The organism is Pseudoclavibacter chungangensis (genome assembly GCF_013410545.1).
In the GTDB taxonomy this organism is placed as follows: domain Bacteria; phylum Actinomycetota; class Actinomycetes; order Actinomycetales; family Microbacteriaceae; genus Pseudoclavibacter; species Pseudoclavibacter chungangensis.
Genome location: NZ_JACCFV010000001.1, coordinates 1,126,820 through 1,141,825, shown reverse-complemented (window position 1 = coordinate 1,141,825; position 15,006 = coordinate 1,126,820). Strand labels below are relative to the sequence as shown.

Annotated in this window: 13 protein-coding genes; 2 read left to right on the top strand and 11 right to left on the bottom strand. The window is 71.7% G+C overall.

Annotated elements, in window-relative coordinates; all coding sequences use genetic code 11:
- The 9 genes from nusA to HNR16_RS05050 form a co-directional block, all read right to left on the bottom strand.
- Positions 1-1,017 (bottom strand): transcription termination factor NusA, encoded by a 1,017-nt coding sequence (gene nusA / locus HNR16_RS05090; protein ID WP_158040466.1) that lies wholly within the window; start codon positions 1,015-1,017, stop codon positions 1-3.
- A gap of 66 nt (positions 1,018-1,083) precedes the next feature.
- A complete protein-coding gene (locus tag HNR16_RS05085) occupies positions 1,084-2,862 on the bottom strand; it encodes a proline--tRNA ligase (RefSeq protein WP_158040467.1) in 1,779 nt (592 codons plus the stop codon).
- Between the two features lie 39 nt (positions 2,863-2,901).
- On the bottom strand, positions 2,902-3,657 hold the full coding sequence (locus HNR16_RS05080) for a hypothetical protein (protein ID WP_158040468.1): 756 nt from the start codon (positions 3,655-3,657) through the stop codon (positions 2,902-2,904).
- Positions 3,654-4,646 carry a vWA domain-containing protein gene (locus HNR16_RS05075; protein ID WP_158040469.1) on the bottom strand — a complete coding sequence of 331 codons (993 nt, stop codon included), beginning with the start codon at positions 4,644-4,646 and terminating at the stop codon, positions 3,654-3,656. The genes HNR16_RS05080 and HNR16_RS05075 overlap by 4 nt, the downstream gene beginning before the upstream one ends.
- Positions 4,643-5,614, bottom strand: coding sequence for a VWA domain-containing protein (locus HNR16_RS05070; RefSeq protein WP_158040470.1), 972 nt, complete (start codon positions 5,612-5,614; stop codon positions 4,643-4,645). Before HNR16_RS05070 ends, HNR16_RS05075 begins: the two co-directional genes overlap by 4 nt.
- Complete coding sequence (locus HNR16_RS05065) at positions 5,605-6,105, bottom strand: hypothetical protein (protein WP_158040471.1); 501 nt, start codon at positions 6,103-6,105, stop codon at positions 5,605-5,607. The genes HNR16_RS05070 and HNR16_RS05065 overlap by 10 nt, the downstream gene beginning before the upstream one ends.
- A complete protein-coding gene (locus tag HNR16_RS05060) occupies positions 6,092-6,985 on the bottom strand; it encodes a DUF58 domain-containing protein (protein ID WP_158040472.1) in 894 nt (297 codons plus the stop codon). The genes HNR16_RS05065 and HNR16_RS05060 overlap by 14 nt, the downstream gene beginning before the upstream one ends.
- Before the next feature lie 9 nt (positions 6,986-6,994).
- Positions 6,995-7,996 carry an AAA family ATPase gene (locus HNR16_RS05055; RefSeq protein WP_158040473.1) on the bottom strand — a complete coding sequence of 334 codons (1,002 nt, stop codon included), beginning with the start codon at positions 7,994-7,996 and terminating at the stop codon, positions 6,995-6,997.
- A 211-nt stretch (positions 7,997-8,207) separates the two neighbouring features.
- Entirely contained in the window at positions 8,208-9,545 is a 1,338-nt protein-coding gene (locus tag HNR16_RS05050) for a M50 family metallopeptidase (protein WP_179558110.1), read from the bottom strand.
- 279 nt (positions 9,546-9,824) lie between these two features.
- Between HNR16_RS05050 and HNR16_RS18590 the strand changes: the two genes are divergently transcribed.
- Entirely contained in the window at positions 9,825-9,956 is a 132-nt protein-coding gene (locus HNR16_RS18590) for a hypothetical protein (protein WP_263971456.1), read from the top strand.
- A 5-nt stretch (positions 9,957-9,961) separates the two neighbouring features.
- Positions 9,962-10,966 carry an asparaginase gene (locus HNR16_RS05045; RefSeq protein WP_338109148.1) on the top strand — a complete coding sequence of 335 codons (1,005 nt, stop codon included), beginning with the start codon at positions 9,962-9,964 and terminating at the stop codon, positions 10,964-10,966.
- A gap of 82 nt (positions 10,967-11,048) precedes the next feature.
- Here the strand turns inward: HNR16_RS05045 and HNR16_RS05040 are convergent, their stop codons facing one another.
- Complete coding sequence (locus HNR16_RS05040; protein ID WP_158040476.1) at positions 11,049-13,844, bottom strand: FtsK/SpoIIIE domain-containing protein; 2,796 nt, start codon at positions 13,842-13,844, stop codon at positions 11,049-11,051.
- The gene (locus tag HNR16_RS05035) at positions 13,841-14,926 is read right to left on the bottom strand and encodes a DUF4192 family protein (RefSeq protein ID WP_158040477.1); all 1,086 of its coding nucleotides are present in this window, start codon (positions 14,924-14,926) and stop codon (positions 13,841-13,843) included. Before HNR16_RS05035 ends, HNR16_RS05040 begins: the two co-directional genes overlap by 4 nt.
- Between the last annotated feature and the right edge of the window lie 80 nt (positions 14,927-15,006).

The window sequence follows — 15,006 nt, the reverse complement described above, 5'->3', positions numbered from 1 at the left end:
CTACCCCTCGTCGGCCGCTTCGTCGTCGTCCTCGAGAATCGAGTCGGGTTGGATGTCGATCCGGGCTCCCGTGAGCTTCGCCGCGAGGCGGGCGTTCTGGCCCTCCTTGCCGATCGCGAGGGAGAGCTGGAAGTCGGGAACGAGGGCGCGAACGGCCTTCGTCGCGCGGTCGATGACGAACGCGCTCGAGACCTTGGCGGGGCTCAGCGCGTTCGCGACGAACGTCGCGAGATCGGGCGAGTAGTCGACGATGTCGATCTTCTCGGCACCGAGCTCGTTCGTGACGGCGCGCACGCGTGCACCGAGCTCGCCGATGCACGCGCCCTTCGCGTTGACGCCGTCCTGCGTCGCGCGGACCGCGATCTTCGTCCGGTGCCCGGCCTCGCGGGCGAGGGAGACGATCTCGACGACGCCCGTCGCGATCTCGGGGACCTCGAGGGCGAACAGCTTGCGCACGAGCGACGGGTGGGTCCGCGAGACGGTGATCTGCGGGCCACGGTTGCCGCGCTCGACCTTCGTGACGAAGACCCGCAGACGGGTGCCGTGCGCGTAGTCCTCGCCCGCGACCTGTTCCTCGGGCGGGAGGATCGCCTCGACCGTGCCGAGGTCGACGTGCACCATCTTGGGGTTCGGCCCCTGCTGCACGACGCCCGCGACGATGTCGCCCTCGCGCGCCTTGAACTCGCCGAGCACGCGGTCGTCGCCGATGTCGCGCATGCGCTGCGTGATGACCTGCTTCGCGGCGAACGCCGCGATCCGCCCGAACTCGTCGGGGTGCAGGCGCGCCTCACCGATGATCTCGCCGTCGTCGTCGCGCTCCGGGACGAAGACGTTGACCTCACCGGTCTTGCGGTCGAGGTGCACGCGGGTGCCCTGTGGTGCCGCGTCGTCGGCGCCCTGGCTCGTCTGCTTCTCGTAGGCGGTCTGGATCGCCTCCTCGAGGATGGTGACGAGTTCCTCGAACGGGATTTCGCGCTCCCGTTCGAGCAACCGGAGAACTGCGAGATCGATCTTCATGACGCTCCTGTATTCAACTGGAAAGGACGAGCATAGCCGACGCGCGGCGCGAGGCCGCGGGCGGCCTCAGCCGCGGCGATTGGCCCGGACGAACGCGAGGGCCTCGTCGGCGGGGAGCGGCGTGCGCTCCCCCGTGCGACGGTCCCACACCTCGACGCGACCATCGGCGGACTCCTTGCCCGCGATGACGATCCACGGCACGCCGATGAGCTCGGCGTCCCCGAACTTCACTCCGGGCGACACCTTCACCCGGTCGTCGAACAGCACCTCGAAGCCCGCGGCGTCGAACTCGTTCGCGAGTCGCTCGCCGAGTTCGAACGGCTCGGCCCCCTTCCCCGTCGCGACGACCTGGACGTCGAACGGGGCGACGGCCTCGGGCCAGACGAGCCCGCGCTCGTCGTGCGACGCCTCGGCGACGAGCGCGAGGTTCCGCGTCACGCCCACGCCGTAGGAGCCCATCGTCACGGTCACGAGCTTGCCGTTCTGATCGAGCACCTTGAGGCCGAGTGCCTCCGCGTACTTGCGGCCGAGTTGGAACACGTGTCCGATCTCGGTGCCGCGGGCCGTGCGGATGGGACCGGAGCCGTCGGGCGACGGGTCCCCGTCGAGCACCTCCGCAGCCTCGACCCGCCCGTCGGGCGTGAAGTCGCGGCCGAGGACGAGCGAGTGCACGTGCTTCTCGTGCTCGTTCGCGCCGGTGATCCACGCGCTCCCCTCGGCGATCGAGGCATCGAGGTAGTACGGCACGCCGGAGGACCCGTCGGCACCGAGCACGGGCCCGTCCGCGCTCCACGGACCGATGTAGCCGCGGACGAGGCCGCTCAGCTTCTCGAAGTCCTCGTCGGTCGCGGGCTCCGCCTCGCGGCCACCGAACGCGACCTCGACGCGCTTGAGGTCCGCGGCACGGTCACCGGGGACGCCGACGACGACGATCTCGCGCTCGCCCGCACCGTCGGTGAGCGCGAGCACGAGGTTCTTGAGCGTGTGCGCGGCCGTCCACGCGGCGCCGTCGGCCCGCGGCACGACCGCGTTCGCGTGTGCCACGAGTGTGTCGATCGTGGGCGTGTCCGGCGAGTCGAACACGACCGGGGCGCCGATCCCGCTCGCGTCGATCGGCTCACCGGGCGTCGAGACGTACCGTTCGACGTTCGCCGCGTACCCCGACGGCGCGACGACGAACGTGTCCTCGCCGACCTCGGTCGGGTGCAGGAACTCCTCGCTCTTCGAGCCGCCCATCGCGCCGGCGTCGGCCGCGACGATGACGTACTCGAGGCCGAGCCGGCGGAAGATGCGCTCGTACGCGTCGCGCTGTGCCCCGTAGCTCTCGTCGAGCCCCGCGTCGTCGATGTCGAACGAATACGCGTCCTTCATCGTGAACTCGCGGCCGCGCAGGAGCCCCGCACGCGGACGTGCCTCGTCGCGGTACTTGTCCTGGATCTGGAAGATCGTGAGCGGCAGGTCCTTGTAGCTCGAGTACAGGTCCTTCACGAGCAGCGTGAACGCCTCCTCGTGCGTCGGAGCGAGCACGAGTTCGGCCCCCTTGCGGTCCGCGAGCCGGAACATCGTGTCGCCGTAGTCGGCGAGCCGCCCCGAGGCCTCGTACATCTCGGCCGGCAGCACACCGGGGAACGAGACCTCCTGCGCACCGACGCGCGTCATCTCCTCGCGCACGATCGCCTCGACCCGCCGCTTCACGCGCAGCCCCAGCGGCAGCCAGGCGAAGATCCCCGGCGCCTGACGCCGGATGTACCCGGCCCGGACGAGCAGACGGTGGCTCGCGACCTCCGCGTCGCCCGGATCCTCGCGGAGCGTGCGGACGAACAGGGTGCTCAGACGTTCAATCACGCACCCATGCTAGTCACCGCCGACGGTGCCGACGGACGACTACCAGGGCTTGTCGGTGCCGCCGCCCCCCGAGCCGCTGTTCTCGTCGATCAGGTCCTGACGGTCCTGCTGGTTCTCCTCCAGTTGGTCCTCGAGCTCGTCCTCCTGCTCGGGCGGCGGCGTCTCCTCGGGCTCCTGCGCGGCGTCCGGCGGCGGCGGGTCGAGTTTCGCCCGGATGCGCTGCTCCGACTCGTCCATCGCCGCCTTCGACGTCGACTCCGTGCATTCCGCGGGTTGCTGCTCGAGCACGGCGAGCGCCTGCGTCCAGTGGTCGCGCGCCCCCTCGCTGTCGCCCGCGTCGAGCATCGCATCGCCCTGACGCTCGATGGCGATCGCGAGGTTCGATCGGACGGGGCACTGATCGATGCCGCCCGCGAGCGGCAGTGCCGACTCCAGTTCGGCCCGGGCCTCGTCGTTCAGGCCGAGCTGCAGATACGTCGTCCCCGTCGAGTACGGCGCCTTCCACTGCTCGATCACGTTGAGGATCTTCTGCTGCTGGGCCGAGTTGAGGGCGCCCTCGTAGTCCGCGTCCTCGTACTTCGCGACCGTCGCCTGGCCGACGAGGACCATCGAGATGAGTTTCGCGGCGACGAGCAGGGCGACGAGCGAGAACGGGAGCCCCCACACCATCGCCCGTCGTCGTCGGCGCAGGGCGGCACGTTCCCGCTCGGCGCGCTGCCGCTCGGGATCGGCCCGCTCGTGCGGCGCCTCGATCGCCGTCGGGGCGGCGATGTCCGCCGTGGTTCCGCTCGTCATGCGCGCGCTCCCCTCGATTCGGAAAGTTCGATGATCGCCCGCGTGAGGACCCAGACCTCACGGAGCAGCAGGAGGAAGATCAAGATCACGAAGATCCAGTACAGGTCGAACGCGCGCTCGACGTCGTTGCCCGTCTCCGTCTCCAGGACGGTCGGGTCGACGGCCGCTGCCTGCACCGCCGTCGCCGGCGTCCGGTGCTGGTAGCCGACCCCGAGCTGGCTCGCGATCGTCTCGAGCGCCGGTTCGTCGATGCGCGAGATCGCGTCGGAACCCGTGGAGCGATCGACGATGTACGTGGGCTCGGTCGTCGCGAATCCGCTGAGCGTCTCACGCATGGGTCCGCCCTGGTCCGTGCCGTAGCCGAGCACCGCACCGCCCTGGAGGAGTTCCGCCGAGGACGCGAACGATTCCGGGTCCTCGCGCGCGGTCTGCTCCCCGTCGCCCAGGTAGTAGACGACGCGGGCCCGCTCCGGCTTCGCATCGGCCGCACGTTCCAGCGTCTCCTCGAGCAACTCGTTCGCGGCGGAGATGCTCGAGCCCGACGAGTAACCCGTGATCTCGGGCCGCAACGTCGTCACGGCCGATTGCAGCGCCGACACGTCCGTCGTGAGCGGGACCCGCAGCTGCGCCTCGCTGTCGAACGTCAGCAACGAGAACCGCGCTCCCGCGTGGGCCTCGGCGAGCGCCATGACATCGCCGCGGACACCGTCGAGGCGCGGCGCGCCGTCCCAGTCCTCCGCGTTCATGCTCGCGGTCGTGTCGACGACGAAGAAGACGTCGACGTCGTTCGTCGCGGTCGCGGCACTCGAGGTGCCGATGCCGGGTCGCAGGCACGCGATGCCGAGCAGCAGCACGACGAACGCCCGGACGGCCCAATCGCGCCGGCGTGCCCGATCCGGCGCGCGGACGAGGGTGACGACGCACAGGGCACCGAGCGCGAGCACGATGATCACGACGGCCCAGACGGGCAGGATCGGATTCCAGGTCACAGGCGCAACCTCCACAACAGGACGAGGAGGGCCGAGAACGCGACGAGCATCGCGATGAGCCAGGACGCCGGGCGGTCCGTGATGAGGATCTGCGGGGCACCGAGCATGAGGGACGTCTGGTCGCTCGTGATCTGGTCGACGATCCCCGGGACGGCCTCGGGGTCCGAGAGCTTGAAGTACTGACCGCCGTTCTGAAGGATCGACGTCCGGTACTCGTCGGAGAACGCGTCCTCGTACGCGTTCGCGTCGAGGCCGTAGACCCGGACGTTCCTCGACGCGGCGATCGCCGCCGCGTCGGGCACGGTGACGAGCGGCGTCCCGTTGACGGCGTTGTCCGTCGCCAGGATGATCGACCGCGAGCGTCCGTCCTCGGCCTCGCCGTCGAACATGAGGGCGCACGAGGCGAGACCGTCCCCCACGAGCGATGCGCCGTTGCCGTTGCGGGTGCCGTAGGAGTAGCTGTCCGAGTAGGACGTCATGCCGTCGCGGACCGCCGCCAATTGCTCCTCGACGAACGCGTAGTCGTCGGTGAGGGGGAAGACCTGCGCGGCGGTCGCGTCCCACAGCACGAGCGACATGCGCTCGCCGGAGAAGCCCGGCAGCATCTCGATGTAGCGGTCGATGACCTCGACGTCGTAGTCGACCATCGAGCCCGAGATGTCGAGGCACAGGACGATGTCGCGGTTGTACTTCTCGGGCGTCTCGACGCGCTGGTACACCCACCGCCCGGCGGCGACCGCGGTCACGACGAGGAGCGCGACGAGTGCGACGGCCGCGATCGACGCGAGCACGGTGGCGCGGTTCACGACCCGCCGGAACGCGGGCAGCTCCGTCAGACGGCGCGTGTTCGCAACGGGGATCGTCGCGTCGTGCGTCCGTCGCCGTCGCGTCCGGAACCACGCGAGTCCCCCGACCACGAGCGCGACGGCCACGAGCGCGAGCGAGATCCCCCAGTACGCTATCGCCACAGCGAGATCACCTGCTTCGCCGCGTCGACCCCGTGGTCCACGCTCCGCGCCTCGTCCACCCCGAAGACGAGCGGGTAGAACTCGGCCACCGCGTAACTCGCGCCGACGTAGGGCGTCCGACGCAACTCCGTGAGGGTCATCTTGTCGGCCTCGACACCCGTCGCCTGGGCGACGAAGTCGCGGACGGCTGACGAGAGCTCCGCGTGTGCGCGGCGCGGGGTGAGCTCGCCGGCCGCGTGCCGGTGGCGGATCCCGTCGACCCGGACGAGGTAGTCGTGCTGCAGTTGCGGAACGCTCACGGGCACCTCCACGACCGGCTCGGGCTCCCGCTCCGGACGGGGCCGCGTGAGCGCGTACACGAGCAGGTAGTACAGCGGGACGGCCCCGACGAGGAGGATGCCGAGGACGAGCCAGATCACGCTGTACGGGACGACGGGCATGATCGTCCCCGTGTCGGCGGACGCGAGGACCGAGGCGTCAGTGATGAACATGCGATCTCGCCTTCATCATGCGAAGGAGCTCCGGGATGACGGTGTCCTCGCTCGTCGGACGCGCGAGCGAGACGGCGCTGCGATCGAACTCGTCCTCCATCGCCATGGCCCGCTTCCGTCGCGCGTAATCGTACGCCGCGCGCAGGGTCCTGTCCTCGGAGAGGAATCCCGGCATGTGCCACGTCCCCGCGACATCGACCGCACGCTCACCGCCGGGGCCGATCGCCTGCGGGTCGGCATCGGGCAGTTCGACCCACACGAGTTCGTGCTGTGCGGCGAGCCGTCGGACGAGCACGGCGAGTTCGTCGTTCCACTCGACCTCGTCGGCGAGGACGACGAGGAAGAGGCGGCCGCGGACGGTCGACCGAACGCGTTCGAGGAGCGCGACGAGGTCGCTCTGCGGGCCCGTGAGGCTCGGCGTGTCGGCGACCGTGCGGAGCATCTGTTCGAGCGCACGCTCCGAGCCACGGAACGGGAACTGCGTCACGCCGTCCTCGTCGCCCGCGACGAGCGCGACCTCGTCACCGTGTCGGAGCGCGATGGATCCGAGCACGCCGACCGTCATGATCGCGAGGTCGAGCTTTCGTTCCCCATCCGGGGTCCGCGCGAGCAGGTTCCGACCGCGGTCGACCACGAACAGGACGCGATGCCTGCGCTCCGCGACGTAGCGGCGCACGAGCGGTGCCCCGCCGGTGCGGGCCGTCGCCTTCCAGTCGATGTCCTTCACCTCGTCGCCCGGCACGTACGCGCGCAGGTCGTCGAAGTCCATGCTGCGTCCCCGCAGGAGGGAGGCGTACTGGCCGTCGAGGAGGTGCAGCACCCGTCGCCGGGTGTGCAGGAACATCTTGGTCTTGACGCGGGTGATGAGCGATCCGGTCATGACCGAGCCCTACGGCGTTCGCACGGCGGCGAACACGGCGTCGATGACCGACTCGACCCGGATCTGCTCGGCATCGGCCTCGAATCCGAGGATGATGCGGTGTCGGAGGATCCGGTGCGCGACGCGGCGGATGTCCTCGGGGACGACGTGGTCCCGACCGTGGATGAGGGCGACGGCCCGCGCCGCCTTGACGAAGTTGATCGACGCGCGCGGCGAGGAACCGACCTCGACCAGGCGCGCGAGTTCGGGGGCGATGTACTCCGACACGTGACGGGTCACGTACGTGAGCCCGACGACGTACTCGACGATCGCGTCGTCGACGTACACGCGCCGCACGAGCCCCTGCATGCGTCGGACGTCGTCGAGGGTGGCGGCGGGCGCGACGTCGTCGTCGAAGACCCCCGCATCGATCCTGCGCAGGACCTCGGCCTCCTCGGCCGGCGTCGGGTAGTCGAGGATCTCCTTCAGCATGAAGCGGTCGAGCTGCGCCTCGGGGAGCGTGTACGTCCCCTCCTGCTCGATCGGGTTCTGTGTCGCCATGACGAGGAACGGGCGCGGGAGCTCGAACGTCTCCCCGCCGATGGAGGTCTGCTGCTCCTGCATCGCCTCGAGCATCGCCGACTGCGTCTTCGCGCTCGAGCGGTTGATCTCGTCGAGCAGGACGAAGTTCGCGTGCACGGGGCCGAGCTGGGTCGTGAACTCGTTCTTCGTCGCGTCGTACACCTGCGTGCCGACGATGTCGCTCGGGAGGAGGTCCGGCGTGCACTGGATGCGGCGGAACGAACCGTCGACCGAATGCGCGAGCGTCTGCGCGGCAGTCGTCTTCGCGAGGCCGGGCACGGACTCGAGCAGGATGTGTCCGCCCGCGAACAGGCCGACGAGCAGCGACTCCCGCAATCCCGCCTGGCCGACGACCTTCCGCTCGAACGCCGTCGTGACGCCGCCGACGATGCGTCGCGCCTCGTGCATCTCGTCGGGCGTGATGCGTGTCGGTGCGGCCGGTTGCGCCATGTCGGTCTCTCCCTGGGAGCTCGTGCGGACGTCCCCGGGCCGAGGCCCGGGCACCCTGCGACTGTACGGGATGCGTGCGACGACGTTCATCCGCACGCGCGGGGACAGCGCCCACGACCCTGGGATGAGGTGCGGCGCGCCGATCTCACCCCGTGGAGGGGGCCGACCGTCGGGCCGCCCCGCGGCGCGGGCCGGCCCGACGCATCGCCGGTCACTCGAGGAAACGGACCGGATTGACGAGATCGACGTAGACGAACAGCGCGGTCATGGCCATGAGCAGAACGGACACGACCATCGTCACCGGAATGAGCTTCGCGGTGTCGAAGTACCCGGGCGGCGGGCGGCGGAAGAGCTTCGCGAACATCCGTCGGAGACCGTCGACGATCGCGGCGGCGATGTGGCCGCCGTCGAGCGGTGGCAGCGGGATGAGGTTCATGACCCCGAGCGCGACGTTGAGCGATGCGAGCAGCATGATGATCGTCGCGGCGCGGTCCCCCACGGGAATGCTCTGCTCGGCGGCGACCTCGCCCGTGATGCGCCCGACGCCGACGACGCTCATGGGGCCGTTCGGGTCGCGCTCGGCACCCATGAAGCCCGCGTTCCACATGTCCACGACGCGTTCGGGCATCGAGATGATGATCTGGCCGACCTGACCGATGTAGCGGCCCGTGAACTCGAGGGCGTAGGCGGGCGGCATCTGCTGTCGCTCCTGTGTGACGTAGAAGCCGACGAAGCCGACCTCCTTCGTGAGCGGGTTCCCGGCGTCGTCCTCGAGGATCTGGTTCGTGAACTCGTCGCGCTGGTAGACCGTGTTCACGGCGGGCGTGACCGTGAGCGTCGTCTCGGCGCCGCCCCTGAGGACCGTGATCTCCAGCGGCACGCCCGCGCTCGCGGCGATCGTCGCCGAGACGTCGGGCCAGCCCGTCACCGTGCGGCCGTCGATCGCGACGATCTCGTCGCCGGGTTGCATGCCCGCGGCGACCGCGGGGGACGGGGTCGAGCACGTCGACGCGTCCACCTCGTCCTGCTGGTTCTGGGCGACGACGCACTGTGCGAGCGCGTCGACCGTCGTCGTGCTCTGGAAGATGCCGAATCCGCTGAACACGATCAGGAAGAGGATCACGGCGAGCACGAGGTTCATGAGGGGCCCGCCCGCCATGATGACGAGCCGCTTCCAGACGGGGAGGTTGTAGAACGTCCGATCGACCTCGTGCGGCTCGATGCTCTCGTTCGACGCCGAGCGCGCCTCCTCGATCATCGTGTTGAGGAACCCGGTCCCCCCGTCGCGCGGCGCCTCGCCCCGGTGCTTCGGCGGGAACATGCCGATCATCGAGATGTAGCCGCCGAGCGGGATCGCCTTGAGGCCGTACTCCGTCTCACCGATCCGCTTCGACCACAGCGTCGGGCCGAAACCGATCATGTACTGCGGTACCCGCACTTTGAAGAGCTTCGCGGGCACGAGGTGACCGACCTCGTGGAGCGCGATCGACGCCGCCAGCCCGATGAGGGCGAGCAGGATGCCGACGATGAAGAGGAGGACGCTGATCACGGGCGTCAAGCGTACTTCCAACCGGCGTCCCGGACACGTGTGCGTTCCCGGTTTCGCGTTCCGGGGCCGTCGTTCCGCGTTCCGGGGCCGTCGTTTCGCGTTCCGGGGCCGTCGTTTCGCGTTCCGGCGCCGTCGTGGGCTCGCGGGTGCGGCGTCGGGCACGCCGCACCGGCACGGCCGAACCGGACCGCGACGCGGCGGACGTCCGGCGGCGAGCACCGCGACCGCCGGACGCCGGGCGCTGGGCGCGCGGCGCGGCGCGGATAGACTGCGGACACCATGCCTGCACGCGACGACGCCCTCCCCGTTCCGACCGGACCCACGTCGCCCGCGGAGCGCGTCGCCGCCCGCGCCCGCTCGCTCGTCACGCGCGCGCGTGCCGCGACGGGACGTCCGAGCACGGGCGCCTGATCGTGGTGGAGACCTTCTCGGCGCGTGACGCCGTGGAACTCGCGATCGTCGAGCGCTCGGGATTCGTCGAGTCACGACACACGGGTTCCGCGGTCGTCGTCACCGCGGACGGCACGCTGCGAGCGGAACTCGGCGACGTCGAGGCCCCCGTCCTGGTGCACGCACCGCTGAATCCGTTCCGGGCCGTCGCGTGCCTCGCCGCCGGTGTGCAGGCGACCGACGAACAGGTCGCGATCTCGGTCTCCACCCACGGCGGGACGCCCGGGCACGTCGCGCTCGTGCGCGATGTGCTCGCGAGTGCCGGTCTCGACGACAGGGCGCTCGCGTGTCCGGCGGGATGGCCCTCGGATCAGGCGGCGCGCGACGCCCTCGTGCGCGCGGGCGAGCCGGCCTCGCCCGTGTACACCCCCGCATCGGGGAGTCATGCCGCGATGGCCGCCGCGTGCGTCGCACAGGGCTGGTCGATCGCCGACGTGCTCGACGTCGAGCATCCGCTCCAGCAGAGCATCCGGGAGACGGTCGAACGCCTCGCGAGTGCCCGGCCGCTCGCGACCGCGATCGATGCGGCCGGCGCGCCCGTGCTCGCGCTCCCCCTCGTCGCGCTCGCCCGCGGGATCGCCAGGCTGCGCACGGCGAATCCCGCCTCGCCGTTCGCGATGTACCGCCACTCGGCGCGCGTCGCCTCAGCCGCCCTCGCGCACGGTTGGGTCGTGGACGGTCACGGTCGTCCGGACACGGTGGTGATCGACGAGCTCGGCACCCTCGCGAGGACGGGGACCGAGGGAGTCCTCGTCATGTCCGCGCCGGACGGGACCACGGTCGCACTGAAGGCCCTCGACGGCTCGTCGAGGGCGCTGACACTCGTCGGGTTGCAATTGCTCGTCGCGGCCGGGTCGCTCGGCGTGAGCGACGTGCAACGCATCGTCGCGCGGCTCGGGCTCGAGGTGCTCGGTGCCGGTGTTCCCGTGGGGGCCGTGCGGGTCGGTGCCGACGTCCCACTGCGTCTGTGACCTCGCGGCGTCCGTGACATCTCGGCGGTGACACGGGCGCCGCGCGCCGCGCTGCGGGGCCGCGGCCACGGCGCTCCGGAGGTCAGGACCCGTCGGGGCCCTCCGCCGCGTGCCACGGGACGTCCGCCCGTCGGACCACACCGTCGGGGGCGCGCACGAGGACCGTGCGACGCGGGTCCGCGATCGGTGGATCGTCGATCGGCGCACCGAGCAGCGCGCTCACGCGCACCGCATCGACGCCGTCGAGCACGAGGGTGCCTCCGAAGGTCGTGAGCGCACCGAACGACCGCTGCCACTCACCCGCCGATCCGATCACGCATCCGGTCGGGACGGGTGGCGCCCCGGGCGCGGGCACCGCGCACGGTGCGAGGTCGGCCGCCGCCGCCCACGCCCGCCAGGCCCGTTCCCGCGGCGTGATGACGATCATGTTTCCGGTGCGCGCGTCGATCCCGGTCCGCTCGCGTTCGTCGCGCGGCGCGTCCGCCGCGGGCTCGGTCCAGGCGATCTGCGCGAGCGAGGCTCCCACGACCGCCCGCCCGGGTGGCAGATCGGCGCGGAACGCCGACGGCTCACCGCCCGAGAGCACGAACGCGTGACGTCCCGGGAGCGACATCCGAACCGTTCCGGGCAGCAGGGGCACGAGCCGGGCCAGCGGCGCGACGAGTCGCTGTGCGGTCACGACGAGGGTGACGTGATCGAGTGCGCGCGCGATGTGGCACCACCGCTCGACGAGCGGCCCGCCGTGCCGGTCACCGAGACGTTCGACGAGGAGGTCGGCATCGTCGACGACCAGGACGACGGACCGCCCGGGCCACTCCCCCACCCCGATCCGCCACGACACGTCCCAGGCTGCTTCGACGTCGGCCGGCGAGACGGTCAGCGCCGTGCGTCCCGATCGCGTCGCGGCATGTGCAACCGCGCGGGCGAGGGCCGTGCGCCCGCATCCCGGTGCGCCGACGACGAGCGTCCCGCCCCGACGTCCCTCGGCGAGCATGAGCGGCGACTGTCGCTGCGCGGACGGCTCGTCGACGAGGCCGTAGGCGGTGCCGCCCGCGTGGGGGATCGAATCGAGCGGCAGCCGTTTCGGGAGCGGCGGGAGCCACGGTGGCGGGCCGCCGGGGAGCGTGCCGCGTGTGCGCTCGACGATGCCCTCGAGGGTCCCGGCGGCGCAACGGCCGACGACGATCCGGTGGCATTCCCCGCCGACGCGGACGAGCGCGAGACCCGGCCGGGCCGCCGGGAACGCCGCGGGCGCGGCGTCGCCGATCAGGGCGACCGCGTCGGCGGCGTCGGTCACGCGAAAGCAGACGCGTCCGCCGAGGTTGGCGAGGAGCGCGGGACGCATGGCTCCGGCGGGACGCTGTGCCCCGAGCACGAGGTGGATGCCGAGGCTCCGCCCCCGTGCGGCCAGATCGGCGAACACCTCGTGGACGTCGGCGTGTCGGTCCGCGAGCGCCTGGAACTCGTCCACGAGGACGACGAGTCGCGGCATCCGCCCCTCGAGGTCGGTGATGTCCGTGCCGCCGGCCGCACGGAGCGCCCGCTCGCGTCTGCGGAGCTCACCCGTGAGGGCGGCGAGCAGACGATCCGCCTCGTCGCCGTCGAGGTCGGTGACGACCCCCGCACAGTGCGGGAGCGGGGCGAGCGCGTCGAATGTCGCACCGCCCTTGAAGTCCACGGCGAGGAGCATGAGTTCGGACGGCGCCGTCCGCGCCGCGAGCCCCACCGCGAGCGTGCGCAACAGCTCGCTCTTCCCCGAGCCCGTCGTTCCACCGACGACGAGGTGGGGGCCGTCGGTCACGAGGTCGATCGCGAACGGTGCCCCCTCGACCGTGCCCACGGGGGTCGTGGGTCCCGCCCCCGTGACGCTCGGGAGTGCGAGGAGTGCACCGAGATCCCGCACGGGCTCGTCGGGCGGAAGTTCGGCGCCGTCCGGGAGCGACGCGAGAAAGCGGTCGAGCGCACGTCGGGAGAGCCCCGTCGGGGCGACCCGCTCGGTCGCGACACCGTGACGGTGGACACGTGCGCGATGCCGATCGACGACCTCGAGGAGCGCTCCCACGGTGCCCGGCACGCGCCCGGGTCTCGCGAGGACGATCAGGAGGGAGGGCCGTCCGGCGGCGGCGGGCGGCGCGGTGGGTGCCGGCCGCGTGCGGGGGCCGGCACCACGGAGCACGCCGCCGCGAAGGGCACGACCGTCGACGAGTTCGCGCACGAGCCGATCCGCCACGGGGCCGCCGTCGAACCCGATGCTGCGCTCCCCCTCCCCGTTGGCGATGAGGTCCACCACGAGGGCGCGCGCGCACGCGATCACGAGTTCGTCGGGACCTGTGACGGCGATGGCGTGCGTCCGGACGGTGAGCGGCACGCCGGACACGCGGGCCACACGGCCCCGCAGTCGTGCGAGTGCGGGCGGGTCGTCGCTCGCTGCGGCACCGAGACGCACATCGCTCGTCCGCGTGCACCTCCCCAGTGCCACGGTCGGTGGTGCGCCGGGCGCGTCGTCGAGCACGACCGAGGGCTCGACGCGGCCCGCGAGCACCGCCCGCACATCGCGCCGCACGTTGCGCGTCCGCGCGATCGCGCGTGCGTACCGGTGCATCACGAGGCGTTCGAACGCGGCGAACTCCGCGCGATACCGCTCATGCTCCCGACGACGGTGTCGCCGGGCCCGGACTCGCCCGTCGACGAACACACCGACGGCGAACAGCGGGCCGAGTACCGCGAAGCCGAGCACGGCCGTGTGGCCGGTGACGAACGCGAGGCCGACCGTCGCGACGACGGGAACGCACGCCTGCACCCACGGGAACGGGACGAGCGGTGGTGGCGTCTCGGGCGCGGGCGGCCGGAGCGGTTCGTCGTGATCGTCGCCGTTCACATCGGGAGACCGAACCACGGCGCCACGACGCCGCGTCCCGTCATCCAGTGGACGAGGGCGCCGAGATCGTGGAGCGGGTCGTGGTCGATCGCGAGAGCGGCGTAGCCGGCGGCCTTCGACGAGTTGCCGCCCGCCCAGGCCAGCCAGCCGAGGCAGGCCGTCAGATCGCCCCGTCGAGCCGGCGCGAGCCCCCTGAGGGTCTCGAGCGCGTCGCGTGCGGCGAGGAGTCGACGGTGATCGGGAACGGGGACGGCCCCTGGGACGCCCGGCACGGGCGACCCGTCGACGAACAGGGCGTCCCAGACGCCGCCGAGGTCGTTCGGGCCGTCGGGGCCGAACGCTGCGGCGGCGAGCAGTCGCTCGCGGCCGGTGGTGCTGCGGAGCTGTTGCAGGATCGTCACGCGGTCACGAGCGGTCGCCGTGACGCACCGGTCGTCCCCGTCCGCCGACGACGGCCGGGCGGTACCGGCGAGCAGCCGTTCCCAGGCGCGCACGACGCCGCGCCGGTCGTCGATGTGCTCGGCATCGGCGAACGCGAGCTCGAAGGCGCGTCGCTCGACGGCCGGGCGCGCCTCGGGGGCATCGATGCGACGCGCGTCCGCGAACACGACGGGTTCGGCCGCGACGCCCGGCTCCCCGACCGGGCCCACCGATGACCGTGCCGCACGGCCGTCGTGGCCGCGGTGCGACCGCTCGATGCTCGTCCCCACATCGTGGACGCCCCAGGCGTCGGTCGAGCGCCACACCGCCGCGAGGAGCGGGGTCCCGGCGCGATGAGCGGCACGGGCGAGCGCGCGGACGAGACGGCCGTCGTCGCCGCTCGGCCGGTCCCGGTAGACGGCGGCCACGACCGCCGTCGTACCCGGCACACGCAGGACGTAGCCGAGGGCGTTCGAGACGTAGGCCCGGAGCGCGGTGGCGTCCGGGTGCGCGTGGTCCGGCGGAAGGTCGATCCTGATGATGGCCGGCGCGTGTCCGCCGGTGACGGGCAGGAGCACGAGGCTGCGCGACGGTGGCGCCCCGATGACGGTGTCGACCGCGACGAGCAGGTCACCTGGAGCGAGCAGACGATGGTTCGACATGCCCGGAATCTACGAGGCGGCCACGACCCGTTCGGGTCGTGGCCGCCTCGGTTGTGGAGGACGCGGCCGGCGTCGCCTGT